This window comes from Bacillus sp. CCNWLW194 (assembly GCF_037120585.1).
Classification (GTDB): Bacteria; Bacillota; Bacilli; order Bacillales; family Bacillaceae_G; genus Bacillus_A; species Bacillus_A basilensis.
The window spans coordinates 258,590-278,816 of record NZ_JBBBBL010000002.1 but is presented as its reverse complement, the minus strand read 5'-3'; the positions used below and the strand labels follow the sequence as shown (position 1 = coordinate 278,816).

The 20,227-nt window shown below is 34.3% G+C and carries 19 protein-coding genes; 11 read left to right on the top strand and 8 right to left on the bottom strand.

Annotation, left to right across the window (positions count from 1 at the left end):
- Window positions 1-158 precede the first annotated feature (158 nt).
- Window positions 159-2,201, top strand: a complete 2,043-nt coding sequence (locus V7S50_RS04785) for a transglycosylase domain-containing protein (protein ID WP_242251163.1) — start codon at window positions 159-161, stop codon at window positions 2,199-2,201.
- 124 nt (window positions 2,202-2,325) lie between these two features.
- Here V7S50_RS04785 and V7S50_RS04780 read toward each other — a convergent pair whose 3' ends face one another.
- The 3 genes from V7S50_RS04780 to V7S50_RS04770 form a co-directional block, all read right to left on the bottom strand.
- Window positions 2,326-2,754 carry a hypothetical protein gene (locus V7S50_RS04780; protein WP_242251164.1) on the bottom strand — a complete coding sequence of 143 codons (429 nt, stop codon included), beginning with the start codon at window positions 2,752-2,754 and terminating at the stop codon, window positions 2,326-2,328.
- A gap of 195 nt (window positions 2,755-2,949) precedes the next feature.
- Window positions 2,950-4,044 (bottom strand): Gly-Xaa-Xaa repeat protein, encoded by a 1,095-nt coding sequence (locus V7S50_RS04775; RefSeq protein ID WP_242251165.1) that lies wholly within the window; start codon window positions 4,042-4,044, stop codon window positions 2,950-2,952.
- A gap of 242 nt (window positions 4,045-4,286) precedes the next feature.
- The gene (locus V7S50_RS04770; RefSeq protein WP_242251166.1) at window positions 4,287-5,558 is read right to left on the bottom strand and encodes an ATP-binding protein; all 1,272 of its coding nucleotides are present in this window, start codon (window positions 5,556-5,558) and stop codon (window positions 4,287-4,289) included.
- A gap of 160 nt (window positions 5,559-5,718) precedes the next feature.
- Between V7S50_RS04770 and V7S50_RS04765 the strand changes: the two genes are divergently transcribed.
- On the top strand, window positions 5,719-6,564 hold the full coding sequence (locus tag V7S50_RS04765) for a DUF72 domain-containing protein (RefSeq protein WP_242251167.1): 846 nt from the start codon (window positions 5,719-5,721) through the stop codon (window positions 6,562-6,564).
- 293 nt (window positions 6,565-6,857) lie between these two features.
- Here the strand turns inward: V7S50_RS04765 and V7S50_RS04760 are convergent, their stop codons facing one another.
- The 4 genes from V7S50_RS04760 to deoD all read right to left on the bottom strand — a co-directional run bounded on the left by V7S50_RS04760 (window position 6,858) and on the right by deoD (window position 10,485).
- Entirely contained in the window at window positions 6,858-7,052 is a 195-nt protein-coding gene (locus tag V7S50_RS04760) for a DUF3924 domain-containing protein (RefSeq protein ID WP_001094861.1), read from the bottom strand.
- Window positions 7,053-7,171: 119 nt separating this feature from the next.
- A complete protein-coding gene (locus tag V7S50_RS04755) occupies window positions 7,172-7,702 on the bottom strand; it encodes a tyrosine-type recombinase/integrase (protein WP_000806236.1) in 531 nt (176 codons plus the stop codon).
- 107 nt (window positions 7,703-7,809) lie between these two features.
- A complete protein-coding gene (locus V7S50_RS04750) occupies window positions 7,810-9,621 on the bottom strand; it encodes a sensor histidine kinase (RefSeq protein ID WP_063224417.1) in 1,812 nt (603 codons plus the stop codon).
- A gap of 156 nt (window positions 9,622-9,777) precedes the next feature.
- Entirely contained in the window at window positions 9,778-10,485 is a 708-nt protein-coding gene (deoD, locus tag V7S50_RS04745) for a purine-nucleoside phosphorylase (protein ID WP_000110707.1), read from the bottom strand.
- 175 nt (window positions 10,486-10,660) lie between these two features.
- On the opposite strand from deoD, the gene V7S50_RS04740 reads away from it, so the two are divergent.
- Window positions 10,661-11,449, top strand: a complete 789-nt coding sequence (locus tag V7S50_RS04740; RefSeq protein ID WP_199677584.1) for a hypothetical protein — start codon at window positions 10,661-10,663, stop codon at window positions 11,447-11,449.
- A gap of 4 nt (window positions 11,450-11,453) precedes the next feature.
- On the opposite strand, the gene mprF is transcribed toward V7S50_RS04740, so the two are convergent.
- Window positions 11,454-14,039 (bottom strand): bifunctional lysylphosphatidylglycerol flippase/synthetase MprF, encoded by a 2,586-nt coding sequence (mprF, locus tag V7S50_RS04735; RefSeq protein WP_242251168.1) that lies wholly within the window; start codon window positions 14,037-14,039, stop codon window positions 11,454-11,456.
- 186 nt (window positions 14,040-14,225) lie between these two features.
- On the opposite strand from mprF, the gene V7S50_RS04730 reads away from it, so the two are divergent.
- From V7S50_RS04730 to resA, 8 genes are all read left to right on the top strand, one after another.
- The gene (locus tag V7S50_RS04730) at window positions 14,226-14,615 is read left to right on the top strand and encodes a hypothetical protein (RefSeq protein ID WP_063224414.1); all 390 of its coding nucleotides are present in this window, start codon (window positions 14,226-14,228) and stop codon (window positions 14,613-14,615) included.
- Between the two features lie 22 nt (window positions 14,616-14,637).
- The gene (locus V7S50_RS04725) at window positions 14,638-15,129 is read left to right on the top strand and encodes a YpuI family protein (RefSeq protein WP_063224413.1); all 492 of its coding nucleotides are present in this window, start codon (window positions 14,638-14,640) and stop codon (window positions 15,127-15,129) included.
- A gap of 105 nt (window positions 15,130-15,234) precedes the next feature.
- Window positions 15,235-16,149, top strand: coding sequence for a superoxide dismutase (locus V7S50_RS04720; RefSeq protein WP_242251170.1), 915 nt, complete (start codon window positions 15,235-15,237; stop codon window positions 16,147-16,149).
- Between the two features lie 190 nt (window positions 16,150-16,339).
- The gene (dacB, locus tag V7S50_RS04715) at window positions 16,340-17,464 is read left to right on the top strand and encodes a D-alanyl-D-alanine carboxypeptidase DacB (RefSeq protein WP_063224411.1); all 1,125 of its coding nucleotides are present in this window, start codon (window positions 16,340-16,342) and stop codon (window positions 17,462-17,464) included.
- Window positions 17,457-18,053 carry a spore maturation protein SpmA gene (gene spmA / locus V7S50_RS04710; RefSeq protein ID WP_000247806.1) on the top strand — a complete coding sequence of 199 codons (597 nt, stop codon included), beginning with the start codon at window positions 17,457-17,459 and terminating at the stop codon, window positions 18,051-18,053. The genes dacB and spmA overlap by 8 nt, the downstream gene beginning before the upstream one ends.
- Window positions 18,050-18,580, top strand: coding sequence for a spore maturation protein SpmB (gene spmB / locus V7S50_RS04705; RefSeq protein WP_098557124.1), 531 nt, complete (start codon window positions 18,050-18,052; stop codon window positions 18,578-18,580). Before spmA ends, spmB begins: the two co-directional genes overlap by 4 nt.
- Before the next feature lie 289 nt (window positions 18,581-18,869).
- On the top strand, window positions 18,870-19,598 hold the full coding sequence (gene rluB, locus V7S50_RS04700; RefSeq protein ID WP_063224409.1) for a 23S rRNA pseudouridine(2605) synthase RluB: 729 nt from the start codon (window positions 18,870-18,872) through the stop codon (window positions 19,596-19,598).
- Window positions 19,599-19,691: 93 nt separating this feature from the next.
- On the top strand, window positions 19,692-20,213 hold the full coding sequence (gene resA / locus V7S50_RS04695) for a thiol-disulfide oxidoreductase ResA (RefSeq protein WP_063224408.1): 522 nt from the start codon (window positions 19,692-19,694) through the stop codon (window positions 20,211-20,213).
- The last annotated feature ends 14 nt before the right edge of the window (window positions 20,214-20,227 follow it).

The following is a 20,227-nucleotide window of genomic DNA, read 5'->3' as shown; positions in this document are numbered from 1 at the left end:
AATATCTTACTTGTAGAATGTCCTTTTCTTGCAAAAAGTATGAATGTGAAAGAAAAGCTTTACACTATAGGAAAGACTACGTTATTATAATAAATTTAAAAGGAGGTATATTCTTCCTTTTGAAAAGAAGAGTGTAAACAAACGAAGGAAGTGAACGAATGAAATTGAAGAACACTCACTTAAAAAAAATGCAGGAGTGGTTCAACAAGAGGAAGAAACTTCGTAATTCATTAATTGTATTAGGAAGTTTACTCGCTACTCTATTTATTGCTATAAATATAATAATTTCCATTCAAGACATAACTGAATTAAAACAAGCTGTTCCGCAACCGACCTTAATTTATGATGCAAATAATGAAGTTGCGACTAAATTAGCTTCTTCTAAAACAGAAGGTGTGAAAAGGAAAGATATTCCTGATGTTATGGTTCAGGCAATTGTTGCAGTAGAAGATAAGGAGTTTTTTAACCATCACGGTATTTACTATAGTGGAATTATAAGTGCAGTTTTTAAAAATATTACAGCAGGAGAAGTTGTAGCAGGTGGAAGTACAATTACACAACAACTTGCGAAAAATGTATTTCTAACGCAAGACCGCACGTTTTCACGCAAAATAAAGGAATATTTTTTAACAAAAAAAATAGAACGTACGTATACGAAAGATGAAATTATCGAAATGTATATGAATCAAATTTATTTTGGTGAAGGTGCTTGGGGTATAAAAAGGGCAGCTAAATCTTATTTTGATAAAGATGTAAAAGATTTAACAATTTCAGAGGCTGCAACGATTGCAGGATTAATTAAAGCACCATCTGCGTATTCACCTTATAAAAACTTTAATAAATCCATCGAAAGACGTAATGTTGTATTAAGTTTAATGAAAGAGCAAGGGTATATTTCTGACGAACAGTATAATAAAGAAAAAGAGAGCGGTCTTGTGTTAAAACGTGGTGTTGATGATAAATACAAGGGGAAATACTCTCAATATGTAGACTATATTGTTAGAGAAGCGATGGATAAGTACGAATTAACACAAAATGAAATTTTAGCAGGTGGCTATCGTATTTATACAGAGCTTGATCCGAAAAAACAACAGGCTGTAGAAGATGTTGTGAATAATAATAGTTATTTCAAAGATAGTGGCTCAGATCAACTTATGCAAACAGGTGTAGTTCTTATGAATCCAAAAACAGGTGGTGTACCAGCTTTAGTTGGAGGGAGAGGGCCATATCAGTTTTTACAGTTTAACCATGCAACCCAATTAAAAAGACAACCTGGCTCAACGTTAAAGCCTCTGGCTGTATATGTACCAGCGTTAGAGCAAGGGTATGAAGTATACGACATATTAAAAGATGAACCATTTAATATTAAAGAATATAAACCGCAAAATAGCGATCATACTTTTCACGGTGATGTGACAATGTATGAAGCAGTGGCAAAGTCGTACAATGTTTCAGCTGTTTGGCTATTAGAGCAAATTGGATTAGATAAAGGATTGAAATCTTTAGAGCGATTTGGTATTCCATTAGTGCCAGAAGATCGTACGTATCCGATTGCTTTAGGCGGTATGCATGTGGGGACATCTCCATTTGTAATGGCTCAAGCATACAGTACATTTGCAAATGACGGTGTCCAAGTGGAAGCTCATGCAATTAGAGAGATACAAAATGCTGAAGGTGAAACGCTTGGCAAGTGGTATAAGAAAGAGACACGAGTGACGAGCGAGAAAATTTCTCAAAAGATGACATATTTATTAAAAGGTGTTGTCGAAAAGGGGACGGGCGAAAAGGCGAAAGTTACTAATGTTGATACGGCAGGTAAGACAGGAACTACTCAAATTGTAAATGGCCCGAGCACCGGTGCAAAGGATTCATGGTTTGTTGGGTACACACCAGATTTGGTAGGTGCAATTTGGGTAGGATATGATAAAACAGATAGCGATCATTATGTTCCGGGCGGGAGTCAAATTACGACGACAATGTTCCGGGATATTATGAAAAAAGCGAACGCAAATCCAACTCAAAAAGCATTCCAGTTATCGCTTATATCTGAGGCTGATTATAAAAAACAATTGACTACAATAGAAGAGGAAAAACGAAGAAAAGAAGAAGAGAAGAGAAGGAAAGAAGAGGAACAACAACGAAAACAAGAGCAACAAGAGTGGCTTGATAAAGTGAAAGAATGGATTCCTTCATTTTGGTAAAAGAAAGAGGCGAATAAAGAAATTCGCCTCTTTTTTTGTATGAAAACAAAATGAAATTTTAATCGGTAGAGATTTTTGTCTATCTTAATTAGCTATTAATCCATATCCCTTGAGATATATAATATTACTCGTTAAGTATAATATTCGTACTGCCAAGGGATTCGGAATCGTATGTGACGATTATTTTTCCTTTACTAATAGGTTCGTAAGGTAATTCTTCCTCATAATTACCATTATTTTCATTATGGATAGAAAGCATGATTTCATCAATTTCTTTATTTTTATACTGATCTTTAATTGTTTCAGCAATTTGAAGTAAGGATTCGGAACTAGAAGCTTGCGTAATAAGCATTCCTTTTATAACTTTTTTTTCATTCTTTGTAGCATTGGAATAAGGGATGTTGCTTTGTTTTGTATACAAAAGTTTGTATGGAACAGTTTTTCTCTCTGCTTTTGATATAGTGGAATATTTTAGAGTTAAAAAAAATCCTACACATAAAATAATGCATACCATAAGAGCAAACCAAATGCGTATTAGTGACATAACTCTCATTTTCATCCCTCTTTCATATCTTTGACTTCACTATTTATCATACAAAATGAGGATTAAGATAGAGTAAATTTGAGGTAAAGAAACGTAAAGAAGGAGCACTTATCCTCCCAAATAAGTGCTCCTTTCTATATAAAGAGAGATTTAATGCACGGTTAAACAATACATATTATTATAAAAATACTTATTGAGTGAAAATTAGTAAATTCGGAATACTGATAGTGTTGCAGTTGTATCGCCTGTATTAGGAATAGAAATAGTGTTTGCTGTAGGCTGTATAGAAATCGTTGTACCAGCTTGTAAAGTAACGATTGTAGAGAAAGAAACAGCACTACCGATAACGTTAGTTGAGAAATTACGAGTAGGTGGTTGGCCATTGAATGAAATACCGAATCCAAATGGTGAAGATCCTGGGAAAGTTGTAGATGCTGAGAAACTAATATCATATACGCCTGTTTCTAAAATTGTTAAAGTATCTGCAGTGTCATTAAAATTAATGTTATTTATTTCGAAAACTTGATTAAATTGGATGTTTGTTCCAGGTGATATAGTTTGTGGGTTTGAGTTTCCGATTGCCGCGATAGTTACAGGAATTGGAGTACCCGCTGGTCCTGTTGCACCAGTAGCACCAGCCGGTCCTTGAATACCTTGAGGCCCTTGAGGTCCAGTAGCACCTTGAACACCAGCTGGTCCTTGTGCGCCTTGAGGCCCTTGAGGTCCAGTAGCACCTTGAGCACCAGCTGGTCCTTGAGGCCCAGTAGCACCTTGAGCACCCGCCGGTCCTCGAGGTCCGGTAGCCCCTGTAGCACCAGTAGCCCCTGTTGCTCCTCCGCCTCCAAGGCAACCTGATCCGTATTGAACTAGAATAGTTTGGATCTCTGTTATAAGTCTAACTAGTTTGTCGATCGTACAACAATCTACTTTGAATAACTTAGCGATATACAATATATAATTAAGCAGGCTTTGTAGCTCAACGTACAATGCTCCGCATGAGAAAGGTGTTGTTCTTAAAATAGTTAATAGATTAGCAATAATAGAATTTCCAATTTGTTTTTGTGCTGGAGATAAATCTAAGCAATTGAGGAATTTTTGTAAGTTATTTAGGGCAGCGATCAAGTTATCGATATTATTTTGAGAAGGGTTTTGAAAGACAGCTTGAATAGCTTGGCCAAGAGCTTGAAGAAGTCTAACAAATTCTGTAAGTTCGGACTTAGAGATGTTAATATGACTGCAAGCTCTGACTTCGCAACAATCATTACCATAAAATACTTTTCCTTTATTTTTATTGTTCATCTGTTCATTCCTTTCTTTCATAGAATCAATAGTCATTACTATATATTAAAATGAAATTTATACTAAATCCGTGATGGACAAACTACCATTTCTAAAAAAATAAGAAATTGGCCCATCTAACAAAAAATAAATAAGATATAGAGAAGGTTTTATATAATGTAAAGAAGAAAAGTTCAACATAAAAAACTGCATGTCAATTGTTGAGGGATTTAACAATTGACATGCAGTTAGTAGATTGGATTTTATTTGTATTGATTTAATCTTTCAAGGGCTGTTTTAGGTAAGGTTGGAATTGAAATAGTAAAAGTAGTACCATCTTCATTACTAGTCATTTTTAATGTACCGTTATGATTTTGAATAATTTTTTTCGTTACTGACAAGCCCAAACCTGTGCCGGAATCTTTTGTTGAGAAGAATGGATCAAAGATATATTCTTGAATCGCTGGTGGAATACCAGTCCCATTATCAGTGAAAGTAATACGAACAAAATTATCTAGGCGGTAACTAGTGATTTGGATAGAAAGTTTTTTTTCTCCTTGAGCATCGACAGCGTTTTGGAATAAGTTTAAAAAAACTTGCACAAGTTCATGACGATCAATATGAACTAAAATATCATCTAATTCGGTAGAAAAATTATAATCAATTGAAATGTTATGTAAAAAGACTTCGCTAGCTAGTAACTGTTGAATATACTCACGTAAAAATGTATTAATTGGAAAGGGTTCTCTTTTAAATTCACGTGTTTTTGAAATAGATAAAAATTTTGTAATGATACTATTTGCGCGATCTAATTCAGGAATAAGTAAGTTTTTAAATAGTTCTTTATTAGATGGAGAAACAGTTTCTTGTAAAAATTGTAAATACCCTCGTACGGTTGTAAGAGGATTACGTACTTCATGTGCAATACCAGCTGCGATTCGCCCTGCTAACGAAAATTTTTCTGCATCACGTTCTGTGTTTAAATAATGAAAGACACTAATAACTCTAAAAATCTCTCCGTTATAATCACGAATAATTCGGTTATTTAAAATGCCATAGTTTTTGTCTAAAACTTCTTCATTATATATTTCAGTGCCCGTTCTTAATGTTTCAAGAGCTTTAATTTTTTCTTCAGGCAATTTTAGTAATTGTTGAATTGGTTTTCCAATTATATCATTTCGTACTACACCAAAATCATCTGCTGCAGCTTGATTACATAAAGTTATATTTCCTTTATTATCAACAAAGGTTACATGATGTGAAAAAGCATCAAAAATATGAACAAAGTATGTTTCAAGTTGTTTAAATAAAAATAGTGAGTCGCAAGTAAGTTGAAAATCAGCCTCTTTATTCTCTTTTTGTATGTTTTGAATGGAATGAGTCGATCTTGTTTTCTTTATTTGTAAACCAATATGTGGATTTTTATATGTGAAATGATGTGGTAATTGATTCACAAGTTCTTCATAAAAACGTACTTTATTTTCTAGTTCTTCTATTCGATTTTCGTGAGATACAATATCATCGTTTGGAAGCATAAATAAATAACCCCTCAATTTAAAAATTCTTCCATCTAGTATATCATATTTTTATACGGATACTCTTAAAGAAGGGACTACTTAATGAAATTGATTGGTCGAAGTGTTCAGGAAGTGAGTAGACTGAATAGAAGGTGAAGTTAAAAGGGAGGAATATATTTTGCTTTTCATTGGAGTGACAGGCTGGGGAGATCATGATTCTTTATATATAGACCCCTATGAAAATAGAAATAAATTACGAACATATAGTGAGTATTTTCCTATAGTCGAAGTGGATAGTTCATTTTATGCGATGCAACCTGCACGAAACTATACAAAATGGGCAATGGAAACACCGAAAGATTTTTCTTTTATTGTAAAAGCATATCAAGGAATGACAGGACATATGAAAGGTAAAATCCCTTTTTCTACGATTGATGAGATGTTTGATGTGTACAAACAATCTATTCTTCCTTTAATAGAAGCTGATAAATTAAAAACGATTTTATTTCAATATCCACCATGGTTTGATTGTAAAAAGAAAAATGTGGATTTTCTTCGATATACGAAAGAAAAAATGGAAGGTTTGCCGTGTGCGATAGAATTTCGAAATCAAACATGGTTTTATCCAGAAATGAGAGATAAGACGTTACAGTTTTTGGAACAGGAGAAATGGATTCATACAATTTGTGATGAGCCACAGGCAGGGATGGGTTCGGTACCGCTCATATTAGAAGTAACGAATGCAGAGATGGTGTTAATACGTTTTCATGGCCGGAATGTTCATGGGTGGCTTGATAAAGGAGAAAATTGGAGAGCGGTTCGCTGTTTATATCGCTACAATAATAAAGAATTAGAAGAATGGGTAGAAAGACTAGAACAATTAAAAAAGAAGACAAAGGACATATATATACTATTTAATAATAATTCAGGCGGAGATGCAGCTGATAATGCGAAACAGCTTATGAAAATGATGAACATTACATATGGTGAGCCAAAGCCTGAGCAATTAAATTTGTTTGAATGATAATAAACAAGAAAGGCACTGTACAAACAGGGGGAATGTACAGTGCCTTTCTATATGAAAAAGAGGGGTAACAATGTTACTGAGCGTTTGGTTGATTCATCAATTGTTGGCTTCGTAATAAATGATAATGGTTATCATTATCATTGTCAATAGTTTTCCGAAAAATAAATAAAAAACTTTTTATGAGATAGTAACGGTAGGGAGATCCCTAATAGAAGTTTGGCTGAAGTAAAGAATTGTTTCGAGGTAGATTTCCAGCAGCCCCCTGATAAAGTATAAAAAAAGAACAGCAATTAATGCTGTTCTTTTCCAGTGACGAATTGTTGTAAATCAAAAGGAGTTATCGCTTGGATAAATTCTTTTGAGATAAGTGTTTGAACAAGAGTACTTTCAGAAATAGAAGCACCTGTTTTCTTTTCATAAGCTTGTTTTAATAAATCAAGTTTTTCAGCCGTTTCTTTCGGTAATTCAATTGTTAATGTGTTCATAATTTCTCCCCCTTACTATTAGAGTACCACTACAATATAGGAGAGACAAGCAAAGAGAGTGTGAAACATAAAAAAGGTTACCATTTATAAATGGTAACCTTTTTTATGTATAAGAGTTATTAAGCAATACCGATATACTTTAAAGTTTTAGATGGAGTACTATGGTCAAAGAAGTGTTGTAAAAATGCGATATCAACACCTGATTTGTATGCACAATATCCCCAAGTTTTTCGAAGTGTATGTGAGCTAATCCCTTCTAATCCAACTTCTTTTGCAGCTTTGTTTAAAATGTACCATGCATGTTGTCTCGTAATAGATTTTGTTCCCTTTTGAGACTTTAATAACGGTTCATTACGTTTCCAAGTTTTACGTTCTTTCATGTAGTCTTCGATCGCGTGCTGTAAGTCTTCATTTACAGCAAACCATTTATGTTTCTTTACTTTTTCATTGTAAAATAAAATGGAATGGCGAACATTTTCATTTTCATCGATTACATCACTAACTTTTAATTGTAAGATTTCACTTACTTTTAAGCCAGAATTTACAGCTAATACGAATAATAAGCCATCACGTTTCGAAGATTGTAAAAGTATATTTTTGATAGTTTCTAATTGTTTTTCATTTTGAATAGGTTGTCCTGCTTGTTTCATTTCACGCACTCTCCTCTTTTATATGTGTAAAGGAAAGGATTAACTTGTTTCTTACTATAAAGGGAGAGTGTGAATTTCATGTGAACTCCTAGTGAAATTAAGACAAATTATTTGACTTCTTTTACTTTTTGTAAATTAAAGTAGAATATAACACTATTAGTCGTGTTATATACGCCGTATTCGGCATGGTGGAGATCTAAAATGTTTTTTACAATAGATAAACCGAGACCAGTACCACCAGTATGACGGCTACGAGATGCATCTAAACGGTAGAAACGATCCCAAATTTTTTCAAGACTTTCTTCTGGAATAGGGTTTCCTGTGTTTTCGATTTCGACTTTTACTGTATCTTCCATTGCCATAACCGAGACTTGTATTTTTTCTCCATCTGGCGTATAGCGAATTGCATTGCTAAGTAAGTTCACAACCACTTGCTCAATACGACTACGATTCGCTTTCACAAATATAGAAGGGTCTACATCTATATTCACTTGTAAATGTTTTTCCTCCATGCTAAATAATAACTTTGTATAGACTTGTTGAATTAATTCACCGATTGAAAATGTCGTCATATCTAGTTTGTACGTACCTGATTCTAATTTTGCTAATTCTAACATTTCAACAATAAGTCTGTTCATGTTTTCTGTTTCTTCTAAAATAACATCTGTGTAATACGTCGTATCTTTACTAACACCATCTTTAATTCCTTCTGCGAAACTTCTAATTACACTGAGCGGTGTTTTTAATTCGTGTGATACACCAGAAATGAATTCTTTTCGCGTTTTCTCTAATTGACGTTCACGTTCAATATCTTGTTGTAATTTTGTATTGGCAACATTTAATCGATCGATTCGATCTTTTAAATTTACAGACAACGTATTAATACTACCGGAAAGTCCGCCAATTTCATCATCTGCTGTTACAGGTAATTTCTCGCTAAAATCAAAATTGGCCATTTTCTTTGTAACGCGATTAATTTTAATTAATGGTTTCACAATGATTTTTGAGTAGTAGAAGGATAACAAAATAATTACGAGAAATACGATGATTAAGGCATAGACATAATAATCTTTCAAAACGAGCATCGCTTCATTAACAGGTTGCAAGGATGCTATCGCAAAAGCATATTCTTTAATCTCTCCATTTTCGATAATAGGTTTTACAAAGATACTATTCTTTATATTCTCTCCGCTATCTATTATATAAGTGTTTAATTGCTGCGAGTTAGCAGTGCCATTTCTAATAAGCTCTGCAAAATATTGAACGGCTTGTAATGTTTCAATATCATTTGCAAGACGAACCTCGGCTTTCGATGGAAGCTGTAACTTAGATATAGTACCAGTAAACTCAATTTGAGTAACAGTTTTGTATCGGTTTGTAAGTCTATTTTTAGAAGGGTTACCATTAATAGATGAAAAATCTGAATTGGTATATTCGTTTTGCCATCGATTATAATTTGTTGTCAATTTTATTGGTGTTATTGTTTTGTTTTGTAGCAAACCGACGACGTTTATCACATCGTCTTTTTTCAATCCTAAGTTTTCGAATTTCTTATATTCTTCGGGTGTTAAAAGATTATTGAGCGGAATGGAATATGTTTCATTATTTTTAGGGTTAAATACATCAATGTAGTAATTGTTGTCGCTTTTAATAATGCCATTCGTATTTAAAAATTGCATGTCAGCATTTGTTTTATCATGAAATTCTTGTTTTAGTTTTCGAATTTCTTCATAACTTTTCCCACTTTTTTCGTACGTATCTACGAACTTCTCAAAAGCAGTTTGAACTGTTTTTACTTTTTTATTAATATAAAATTTCTCTAAAAATAGAGATTGTCCTAGGAAAAAAAGGAGGAATATGATTGTAAATAATGTTGATGTTAATAAAAATAGTTTAAAGACGATACTTCTGTTTTTCACTGCGTCACCTCTTGTGAGAAATACTGTAAATGATTACTTTATTATAACAAACGTTACAAAAAAGTAGAGGAGAAAATCTGTCTCTTCCGAAAGTAGTTTTTAATAAAAAGTCACATAAAAAGAACTCGACAGACGTATGACGAGTTCTTTAATGTATTATTGTTGAATTGCTGCATCTAAAGCGATTTCAATCATTTCGTTAAATGTAGTTTGACGCTCTTCTGATGTAGTTTCCTCACCAGTGAAGATATGATCGCTTACTGTTAATACAGATAACGCATTTACACCGTATTTCGCTGCTAATGTGTAAAGAGCAGTTGTTTCCATTTCTACTGCTAGTACACCGTAATCTCCAAGTTTTTTAACCATGTCCATGCTTTCACGGTAAAATACATCTGCTGTTAAAACGTTACCAACACGAACGTGTAAGCCTTTTTCAGTTCCAGCATCGTAAGCTTTCTTTAAAAGGTCGAAGTTTGCAGCTGGTGCAAAATCAAAACCAGGGAATGTTAAACGGTTCATATTAGAATCCGTACAAGCTGTCATTGCAATAATAACGTCACGTACTTTTACGTCTTTTTGAATGGCACCGCAAGTTCCAACGCGAATTAAATTTTTAACTCCGTAGCTTTGGATCAATTCGTTTACATAAATAGAAATAGAAGGAACACCCATACCTGTACCTTGAACAGATACACGTTTTCCTTTATAAGTTCCAGTGAAACCTAACATACCACGCACGTTATTATAGCAAGTAACGTCCTCTAGAAATGTTTCAGCAATATATTTTGCACGTAATGGATCACCTGGTAATAGAATAGATTCAGCAATTTCGCCTTGTTTTGCTTCGATATGTACACTCATGAAAAGTCCTCCTTATAATGTATTGATAGAAATCAATATCATTTGCATTATACACTACGAATCCTTTCAATTAAAATCTTTTTATTATTTATAATATGTGCAAAGCAGGAGGATTTCATAAATCATAATCTAGAATATATATGTAAGAAGTTTTGTATGAACAGAGACAATAAATATGGTAGGTGATGTTTTGAAAAATCTTGTCATTGGACTTGTTGCTTTACTATTTATTGTAGTAGGAGGATTTTACATAAAAAAGTATCAGGAAACTACAGAGACTGTAGGTGATGTTCAGGAAGTAAAATGGGATGTGTCAAATGGAAAAGGAAATGAGAAGGTAAATATTTCGTTTCAATTATTAAATAATAAAAATAATGAAGTTCGTGGTGTGAATGATCAAATTCGGGCAATTATTGTAGACGGACAATTAAAACATGTACAACAAATGAAACCTACATTCGCAGGGAATGGATCATATAAGGTATCTTCTAAAATAGCGAAAGATGAAGGGTATACAATATTTTTATATGAAGACAAAAATAAGTCTGTGCAATCATTTGCGAAGAAAGATTTTGGGAAAGAAATGGACGAGAAAAATAAGAAAAAAGTAAAATTTCCAATCGATAGTGTACTTACAAAAAAAATAGGGGAGTATGAAGTTTCTCTTTTATTTGGTGCCTTGCATCCAAATGAACCAGCGACGTTAACATTTCAATTCCAAGCGAAAAAGGGTGAAAAATTGAAATTACATTCAGAGAGGGGAGAAGTAGAGGCGCTCTATATCGTGGACGAAACGAGGGAAAATTTTTTATACGCAATACCTGTTGATACAGATGAGCAATTACAATATCGTATTACATTTCCTAGTGAAGGAACGTATAAAATATGGGGGGATTTCTATATAAATGGTAAGAAATATGAAAAAGAATTTATTGTACAAGTTCAAAAAAGAAAAAACAGCTAGATCTTTAGCTGTTTTTTCTTTTTCCTATTAATTTTGTAACAGAGAGCATTGTAAGTGGTAAAGAATGATTCTTTCTAAATGCCAAATATTTACCGCTCCATGCTGGTTTATATTTTTCTTTAAAATGTCGTAACCCGCTGAAACTATACGTATATCGAACATTATTAAAGATGGCAGCAGCAACCCGTTCAGACCAGAAAGATTGTGTTGATAAACCTACATTTGAAAGTGGTGCCATACCAATATTAAAGGAATGATATTCATTTTCTTTTGCCCACTGGAATAAGTGGATGAAAATTGCATCCATAATGCCGCTAGGTGCATCTGGATAATATCGCATTAAATCAACAGATAATGATCCGTCTTGATATACGGGCATAAAGGTTGTGAATGCGATAATCTTTCCATCCGCATCAGATAATGTAGCGATAGGAGCACGGCTAATATATTCACGATCGAAGTATCCGAGTGAAAAACCTTTCTCTTTTTTTCCACCGAGCCATGCATCAGAAACTTTCCGTAACTCTTCAAATAACTCGTCTGAGAATGGCGGCTGATGAATAGAGAATGTATAGCCTTCTCTTTCAAAACGATTGAAAGTCGCTCGCATACCAGCACGTTTCTTTCCTGTTATTGTAAATGTATTTAAATCAACGACAGCTTCTTCACCAAGTTTAAAGAAGTTATAACCAAAATCATGATATAAACTCATCCATTTACTTTCGATTTGATAAAATACACAAATGTATCCAAATCGATCAGCTTCAGCTAAAAACTCTTGTAACACAGTACGATAGGAGGACGGGTCACCAATTGGATCGCCTAATACAACAAGACGTTTTCCAGTTATGGAGAAGAGAAGGAGTGCTTTCCCGTCACTACTGAAGAAGAATTGCTTATCACCCAAAAATCCTAAATGACTAAGTACATTTCCATTATGTTCATCTAAAAAGTTTTGTAACCTTTTGTCATTAGCTGGTTGCCCGGGAAATTCATTTCGATAACGATTGGCAATGAGTGAGCCAATCAGTAAAAAGGTAGGAACGAAAAAGGCAGCTGCTAATGCACTTCGTTTCACTTGCGTAATATTACGAACGACAAAATCAGGTTTGAAAGCTTCTTTTGCACCTGCAAATAAAATACCTAAGTTTTTATATAAATATAACGTTACAAGTAAGAATATAAAAACTTTTACCATATCAGAAAGTGAGACTTCCATTTTCTCGCGCACAAATCTTTTTCGAAGCATATATAATACCGCGAGTACGATTAATAAAATAAACGTTTCTTCAATATCAATTCCTTTTAGTGTATTAAAGATAGCCGCTCCAATTAAAGAAACAATCGTCATATAATAAGAGCGTTTTGTTCCATAATATATCCCACGTGAAAGGATTAGGAGGAGAATACCGAATGTTAGTGATAAGCTAAAAGAAAATTGAATAAGATGTTTTGGAGCTAGAATATGTAAGGCGTGTGCTCTGTTTATACTTGTCGGTAGAATGGTCGATAAAATAACCATTAGTCCAGCAAATACTGTTAAAGCAGCAGATGCCCATGAACCAAGCTTTCCTAGAAAGTCACGCTGCAAAGTCCATATAACACCAGTTGTTTCTAATGCAGGCGCAATAAAAGGTTTATCTTCAAACTTTTTAATGGCTACACCTGTCATTTCAAAAGCTGCAAAAATAAGGCCAAGGCAGAAAGGTAAAATGTAATAGACGAGGCGATATAATAACATAGCAGGTAGTAATACACCTGTATCAATGCCGTACTGTCCGAGTCCAGTTAAAAAAACAAGATCAAATGAACCAAGTCCACCAGGCACAAGACTAACAACGCCAGCTAAAGCAGCGATTACATACACACCTAAAAACTTTTGAAATTCGATGTCGATACCAAATAATATTAATATGACGTACATAACAATACCAGCAGATACCCACTCAACTAATGAAACTAATGAGTATAAAACAGTTGGGTTTTTCTCTTCTCCTTCTTCTTCTTGTCCTTCAGTTTGCTTTGTTTTTCTATTTTTTAGTTTAGAAAAGCCAATATATATAGGGACGAAAAGAGCGAAAAAGATAAGAACAGGCCATAGCCACGGTTTTTCATGCAAAATAAAACTTGTGTCTAATATTCCAATCAGGCCGAGGAATGAGAGAATGGCTAATCCGTTAATAAAAGCAGTTGTCATCCAGGCGATACTTTTAATAAGTTTGCCATTTTCTTTTATGTATGGACGATAAAGCATTGTGCGTACACCAGCTCCAACGAGACCACCAAATCCGATAAAGCCATTTAAAGTATTAGCAATCCATGAGATGCGGAAAATCTTTTGGACTGGTATATCAGCTTTTAAATAACGAAGCATAACATAGTCATAAAAGAACATTGTCGATACGGCAAATGCGCCAAGTGTAATTGCTAAAAAGACTCCTCCGGTGGGAATGTTTTTAATTGTATCGATTGCTTCTAAAAAAGAAATGCCTGCTAATTCTTTTTTTGCTTGAAAGAATACAATTGTTAATACAACAAATGGGAAGATAATTTTCCCGATTTGTAAGAAACGTTTCCATGAAAACGACATAAATACAACTCTCCTTGTATAAGAAAACTGAGACAATAATATTATTATGACAAACTTCAAGAAAAATAAAAAGGTAAATTCCTGTATGGGGAAGCTATTTTTTATAAGGATTATATTTGAAAGAGTATTTCGTTTGTCAGAAAATTAAGTTAAAATGAAATGAAAGAAGGAAGAGAGGGGAAGTAGATGATTATAATAGGTTATGCGGGATATGAGTTAGAGAAAGCAAAACCTAATACATCAGAAGATTTTTTTAATAGATCTGAAGTGACATATATATTAAATGATAAAGAGAGAACTTTTTCTGTTTTATACGTTCGATATTTTGAAGAAGTTTTACTAGAAATTACTCCTTTTGAAGGAAATCCAGTATGTAAAGTAGAAGAACAAGACATATATTTGCGGGATATTGTAGCGATATGTTGTTTAGTGAAAGAGAATGAGCATCGCATGCGAAAACGCTTATATTTAAATACTATAGAAGAATTCCGACAATATTTTGATGAGGGAACAGTGGTGAAAGTACAAGAAATATTGGCTGAATTACATAAAAATAAAAGAGTAGAAATAGCGTGAAATGGCAAAGGAGAGGGAAAAAATGTCTAATCTGATGGTTGAAAATCAAACAGAACAAGTTTCTATGTTTTTAGAAGATGTTATTACTTTGATAACCAATTATGTAAATTATCATACGTTGCCTTCTTTATTAGAAGAGGCACCGGCAGGGAACGAGCAATATTATAAAGGGTTATTAGCATCAATAAGGCGTCTTCTTGTTTTTTGTGAAGAAGGACATGATGCATGTTTTGTTTTGTTGAATAGCCAGCCATTTCGAAAAACAGCAGCTGAAAAAATTTTATATAAAATTTATCATCAAGTAATTGCAGAGTTTTTTTCACCAAAGAGTGATCATTGGTATGAAAATAGTCGGTCTGCCTATACAGGGAAAAACTCCATCGTGTTTCAACAAACGCCACCTGCATCTATAGAGCAAGTAATGAAGAATTTAGAAGGTAAATTTCAATTGATGCGTGAAGAACTAGAATATTATGAGACGGATTACCAAACAAAGATGTTACACAAATATTAATTGCGAAAAAGAAGCTAAGGGGACTTAGCTTCTTTTCCTTTTGTACAGTTATATAAGGGATTTCCTTTGAATATATTTAAGGGGATAGCATTAAGGAGGTGTAACATGAGTCAGCAAGGTGTATTTACAGATTACTTTCATGAAGTAGAAAGCTGGTGTGAAAGTGTTCTTCACGTATTAGATAGCCGTGCAATGGAAGTGTATGATGTCCATATGCTTGCTTATAAAATTCAAACGTTATTAGACCGTATGAAAGAACATGAGTACGACACAGATGCAGAGTTTATGTATGAAATAAGTGATGATGTAGAACATATTCAGCATCATTTGCAGGAAGTATTTGTACAGGGTGAAGAGGAATATGAATTATATGAAAGAGGGGATAGTGAACGAGCTGTTCCAATTGGAGGGCATACACTTCCGCCATTACCGTATCCATATAATGCGTTAGAACCGTATATTTCTAGAGAAATTATGATGTTACACCATGATAAACATCATCGTAGTTACGTAGAAGGGTTAAATAAAGCGGAGAAGAAGATGGAAGAAGCGAGAAAAACGAATCAATTTGATTTGATTAAGCATTGGGAAAGAGAAGCGGCTTTTCATGGATCGGGTCATTACCTGCACACAATATTTTGGAATAACATGAAAAAAGATGGTGGCGGAAGTCCAAGGGGGGCTTTTTCACAACAGATTGAACAAGATTTTGGGAGCTTTTTACGTTTTCAAAAACATTTTACTGAAGCAGCTTCTAAAGTGGAAGGGTCAGGATGGGCGATTCTCGTTTGGGTGCCACGATCTGGAAGGTTAGAAATTTTGCAGAGTACACTTCATCAATTATTTACACAATGGGATACGATACCGCTCCTTGTACTAGACGTGTGGGAACATGCGTATTATTTACAATATCAAAATCGTAAAGATGAATATATTAAAAACTGGTGGCATGTTGTAAATTGGCCTGATGTAGAAAAAAGATTTGTAAGTGCAAAACAAATTGAATGGACACCGTATTAGACGCATATTGTATGCGTCTTTTTTATCCTGTAAACGCCCGAATATTAAGGACTATTAATCAGTGGAAGATGAGAAAATCCCTAACTAATTAAAGTTTTGCTTTATTGAGAAGAGAAGGAGATTTCGTTCATATTTTAAAAGGCCAAGCATACACTTGTACAAAAAGTGCCAAAAGGACGTGGGGGGAAATATGAGACGAATTTGTGTAATCATTACGCTTCTTATTATGTATGTAAGCGTTATGCCAATTCCTACATATGCAAAGATGAACAGCAATGTCAGTGCTCGTAATGCTGTATTAATGGAGCAACATTCTGGACGTGTATTATACGGAAAAGCAGAACATGAGCCGCAAAAAATTGCTAGTATAACAAAAATTATGACTGCCTTGTTAGCTGCTGAATCAGGAAAAATGAAAGAAATGGTCTCGGTTAGTAATGAAGCAGTGAGAGTAGAAGGATCAGCAATTTATTTGAAGCCTGGACAGAAAGTAAAGTTAGAGGATTTAGTATACGGACTCATGCTTAGATCTGGTAATGATGCAGCACAAGTAATTGCTGAAAATGTAGGAGGGAGTATAGAAGGGTTTGTATATTTAATGAATGAAAAGGCGAAACAAATTGGAATGAAAGATACTCACTTTTCAAACCCACATGGTTTGGATGGAGATGGATCCCATTATTCGTCGGCCTATGATATGGCACTTTTAACGAAGTATGCAATGGGGAACGAAACCTTTAAGAAGATTTTTGGGACAAAAACGTATAAATCAGATTCGTGGGATTATCCGTGGAAAAACAAACATAAACTTGTGACGTCTTATTATGAATTTGCAACAGGAGGAAAAACAGGATTTACGAAGAAAGCAGGACGGACGCTTGTTACAACAGCAACAAAAGATGGACTAGATTTAATTGTCGTAACTTTGAGCGCTTCTAGTGATTGGGATGATCATATGAATTTATTTGATAAAGGTTTTGATCGTTTCAAGCAAACGAACGTTGTAGGACAAGGAGCTCTTGCTGAAATTACTGAAAAGAAATATGCCAATCATGTTTACACGAAAAATAATTTTGCGGTGCCTTTAACTGAGCAGGAAAGAAAGAATGTCGTATTAAAAGTTGAACTCGATAAAAGTGCAAAACTTAAAGATGGCGTAAAGGTTGGAAAGACAGAAATTTATGTTGGCAATGAGAAAGTTGGAGAACGGAATTTATTTTATAGTAAACGAAAGTTAGTAGCTACAACGGGAATGTACTGGAATAATGTGAAAGAAATTTTTTCTCATATGATAGGTGTTGGGAGCGATGGTTAATCTCGTATGGGTAGCGATGGCGGTCATAGGGATTGTATATGCCATGATAAATGGAACGATGGAAGCAATAAATAAAGCCGTATTTGACGGGGCAAAAGATGCAGTAACAATTTGTATAGGACTTATTAGTGTTTTAGTATTTTGGCTCGGCTTAATGAAAATTGCAGAGGAAGCAGGATTGCTAAAAAAGTTAGTGTCACTTTTTATGCCGATAGTAAAAAGGTTGTTTCCAGAAATACCGAAAGATCATCCGTCAATGGGATTTATTTTATCGAATATGATGGCAAACTTTTTTGGATTAGGTAATGCAGCGACCCCTCTTGGTATTAAAGCGATGGAACAATTGAAAGAGTTAAACGGAGGGAAGGATTCGGCGAGCCGTTCTATGGTGACTTTTCTCGCGTTAAATACATCAGCGATTACTTTAATTCCTACTACTGTCATTTCGATTCGAATGACGTATGAATCAGCGAATCCTACTGAAATTGTTGGGGTAACATTCATTGCACAAGTACTCTCTATGATCGGAGCGATTTGGATTGATCGCTATTTTTACCGAAGAAGGAGTAGGAAGGGGCGGAAAAAATGAGTATTGTCAATACGATATCATTATGGGTAATCCCTTGTGTAATCGGTTTTATCCTTTTATATGGAACGATAAAGAAAGTTCCGACGTATGAATCTTTCGTTGAGGGAGGAAAAGAAGGGATTCAAATTGCGATCTCTATTTTACCGTTTATGGTTGGAATGCTCGTATCTATTTCTATATTTCGGGCTTCAGGTGCATTAGATGCAATGATATCAGTAATGAAGCCGATATTAGATTTAATTCATGTCCCAGCAGAAATTGTTCCACTAGCACTTATACGCCCTATTTCAGGCTCTGCTGGTTTAAGTATAACGACCGATTTAATTGCCACATATGGGCCAGACTCGTTTATTGGAAGATTGGCTTCTACGATGCAAGGGAGTACAGATACGACTTTTTACATTTTAACAGTATACTTTGGAGCTGTTGGAATTAGAAAAATGGGAGATGCATTAAAAGTAGGACTTTTTGCCGATTTGATTGGAATTATTTGTTCAATTGTGTTTGTTTCTTTAATGTTTAAGTAATACTATTCATTTTTTATGCTATTTCGCTTATAATATGTATACGACCACTATTAAGGTGCTGCTTAATAGTGGTTTTTTTATGCGGTATTTTTGACAAAATGATGAACTTTTATTGTGAGAAATATGAAAAAAATGGACAATAATAAAAGGTAAAAACATGATTTGACCTTTATATGTTTATTATCATCGCTATGTTGTTTAAGTAAGATGAAGCGAAAAGCCGTCAAGCGTATGCGGTTGCCAAGTCTTTCTAATGTAAGGTAAGATAAATTCGAGGTGAAAAAAAGAAATGGAACGATTACAAAAAGTGATTGCGCAAGCAGGTATTGCATCGAGAAGAAAGGCTGAGGAATTAATTCAGCAAGGAAAAGTGAAAGTTAATGGAAAAATAGTGAAGGAGTTAGGAACGAAAGTAACTCCTCAAGATAAAGTAGAAGTAAATAACATCCCTCTTGAAAAAGAAGAACCTGTTTATTTTTTACTATATAAACCAACTGGCGTAATTTCAAGTGTATCAGATGATAAAGGAAGAAATGTTGTAACAGACTTTTTCCCAGAGATTACACAACGTTTATTCCCAATCGGACGCTTAGATTATGATACGTCTGGCGTATTATTAATGACAAACGATGGGGACTTTGCAAACGTATTAATGCACCCTAGATATAAAGTTGAAAAAACATATGTTGCAAAAATAAAAGGTCCACTAACAGGTGAGAAAATTCGCATGTTAGAACGTGGTGTTGCACTAGAAGACGGAAAAACAGCACCAGCTCGTGTGAAGATTATTTCTTGGGACAAGCGTAAGGAAATGGCGATTGTACAATTAACAATTCATGAAGGACGTAACCGTCAAGTACGTCGTATGTTTGAAGCTTTAGATTGTAAAGTAGTGAAACTAAAGCGTGAACGCTATGCTTTCTTAGAAGTAGGAAGCCTGAGACCTGGTGATGCAAGAGAATTGACACCACATGAGGTGAAACAATTACGTGCATTGGCTTCTACAAAGCCTCGCTAATCGATATTGTGAAACTTTCACCAGTGGAATGTTCCGCTGGTGATTTATTAAAAATACATATATTCATCACTCGTCGAAGAGAGGGGAGACAATATGAAAAAAAATCGCTTATTATTTCGCGTTATTATTCTGCTCATTTTAAGCGGTGCTGTAGGATTTACACTTTATCAAGGTTTTTTTGCTGATAAAGAGAAAATGCAAATTGGAAAAGAAGCACCTAACTTTGTTGTGACGGATTTAGAAGGAAAGAAAATTGAATTAAAAGATTTAAAGGGAAAAGGTGTATTTTTAAACTTTTGGGGCACTTGGTGTAAACCTTGTGAGAAAGAAATGCCTTATATGAATGAACTATATCCAAAGTATAAAGAAAAAGGCGTTGAAATTATTGCGTTAGATGCAGATGAAACAGAAATTGCTGTTAAGAACTTTGTAAAACAATATGATTTGAAATTTCCAGTTGCTATTGATAAAGGAACAAAAATCATAGGGACATATGGAGTAGGACCGTTACCGACAAGCTTTTTGATTGATAAAGATGGAAACGTAGTGGAGCAAATTATAGGTGAACAAACGAAAGAACAGCTAGAAGGATATTTAAAGAAAATTACTCCGTAATAAAGAAAGCCTTT

Excerpts from the sequence above, each read along its gene's own strand:
- V7S50_RS04785 (WP_242251163.1), top strand. The coding sequence starts at position 159 with ATGAAATTGAAGAACACTCACTTAAAAAAAATGCAGGAGTGGTTCAAC.
- V7S50_RS04780 (WP_242251164.1), bottom strand. The coding sequence starts at position 2,754 with ATGAGAGTTATGTCACTAATACGCATTTGGTTTGCTCTTATGGTATGC.
- V7S50_RS04775 (WP_242251165.1), bottom strand. The coding sequence starts at position 4,044 with ATGAACAATAAAAATAAAGGAAAAGTATTTTATGGTAATGATTGTTGC.
- V7S50_RS04770 (WP_242251166.1), bottom strand. The coding sequence starts at position 5,558 with ATGCTTCCAAACGATGATATTGTATCTCACGAAAATCGAATAGAAGAA.
- V7S50_RS04760 (WP_001094861.1), bottom strand. The coding sequence starts at position 7,052 with ATGAACACATTAACAATTGAATTACCGAAAGAAACGGCTGAAAAACTT.
- V7S50_RS04755 (WP_000806236.1), bottom strand. The coding sequence starts at position 7,702 with ATGAAACAAGCAGGACAACCTATTCAAAATGAAAAACAATTAGAAACT.
- deoD (WP_000110707.1), bottom strand. The coding sequence starts at position 10,485 with ATGAGTGTACATATCGAAGCAAAACAAGGCGAAATTGCTGAATCTATT.
- V7S50_RS04740 (WP_199677584.1), top strand. The coding sequence starts at position 10,661 with ATGGTAGGTGATGTTTTGAAAAATCTTGTCATTGGACTTGTTGCTTTA.
- mprF (WP_242251168.1), bottom strand. The coding sequence starts at position 14,039 with ATGTCGTTTTCATGGAAACGTTTCTTACAAATCGGGAAAATTATCTTC.
- V7S50_RS04730 (WP_063224414.1), top strand. The coding sequence starts at position 14,226 with ATGATTATAATAGGTTATGCGGGATATGAGTTAGAGAAAGCAAAACCT.
- V7S50_RS04725 (WP_063224413.1), top strand. The coding sequence starts at position 14,638 with ATGTCTAATCTGATGGTTGAAAATCAAACAGAACAAGTTTCTATGTTT.
- V7S50_RS04720 (WP_242251170.1), top strand. The coding sequence starts at position 15,235 with ATGAGTCAGCAAGGTGTATTTACAGATTACTTTCATGAAGTAGAAAGC.
- dacB (WP_063224411.1), top strand. The coding sequence starts at position 16,340 with ATGAGACGAATTTGTGTAATCATTACGCTTCTTATTATGTATGTAAGC.
- spmA (WP_000247806.1), top strand. The coding sequence starts at position 17,457 with ATGGTTAATCTCGTATGGGTAGCGATGGCGGTCATAGGGATTGTATAT.
- spmB (WP_098557124.1), top strand. The coding sequence starts at position 18,050 with ATGAGTATTGTCAATACGATATCATTATGGGTAATCCCTTGTGTAATC.
- rluB (WP_063224409.1), top strand. The coding sequence starts at position 18,870 with ATGGAACGATTACAAAAAGTGATTGCGCAAGCAGGTATTGCATCGAGA.
- resA (WP_063224408.1), top strand. The coding sequence starts at position 19,692 with ATGAAAAAAAATCGCTTATTATTTCGCGTTATTATTCTGCTCATTTTA.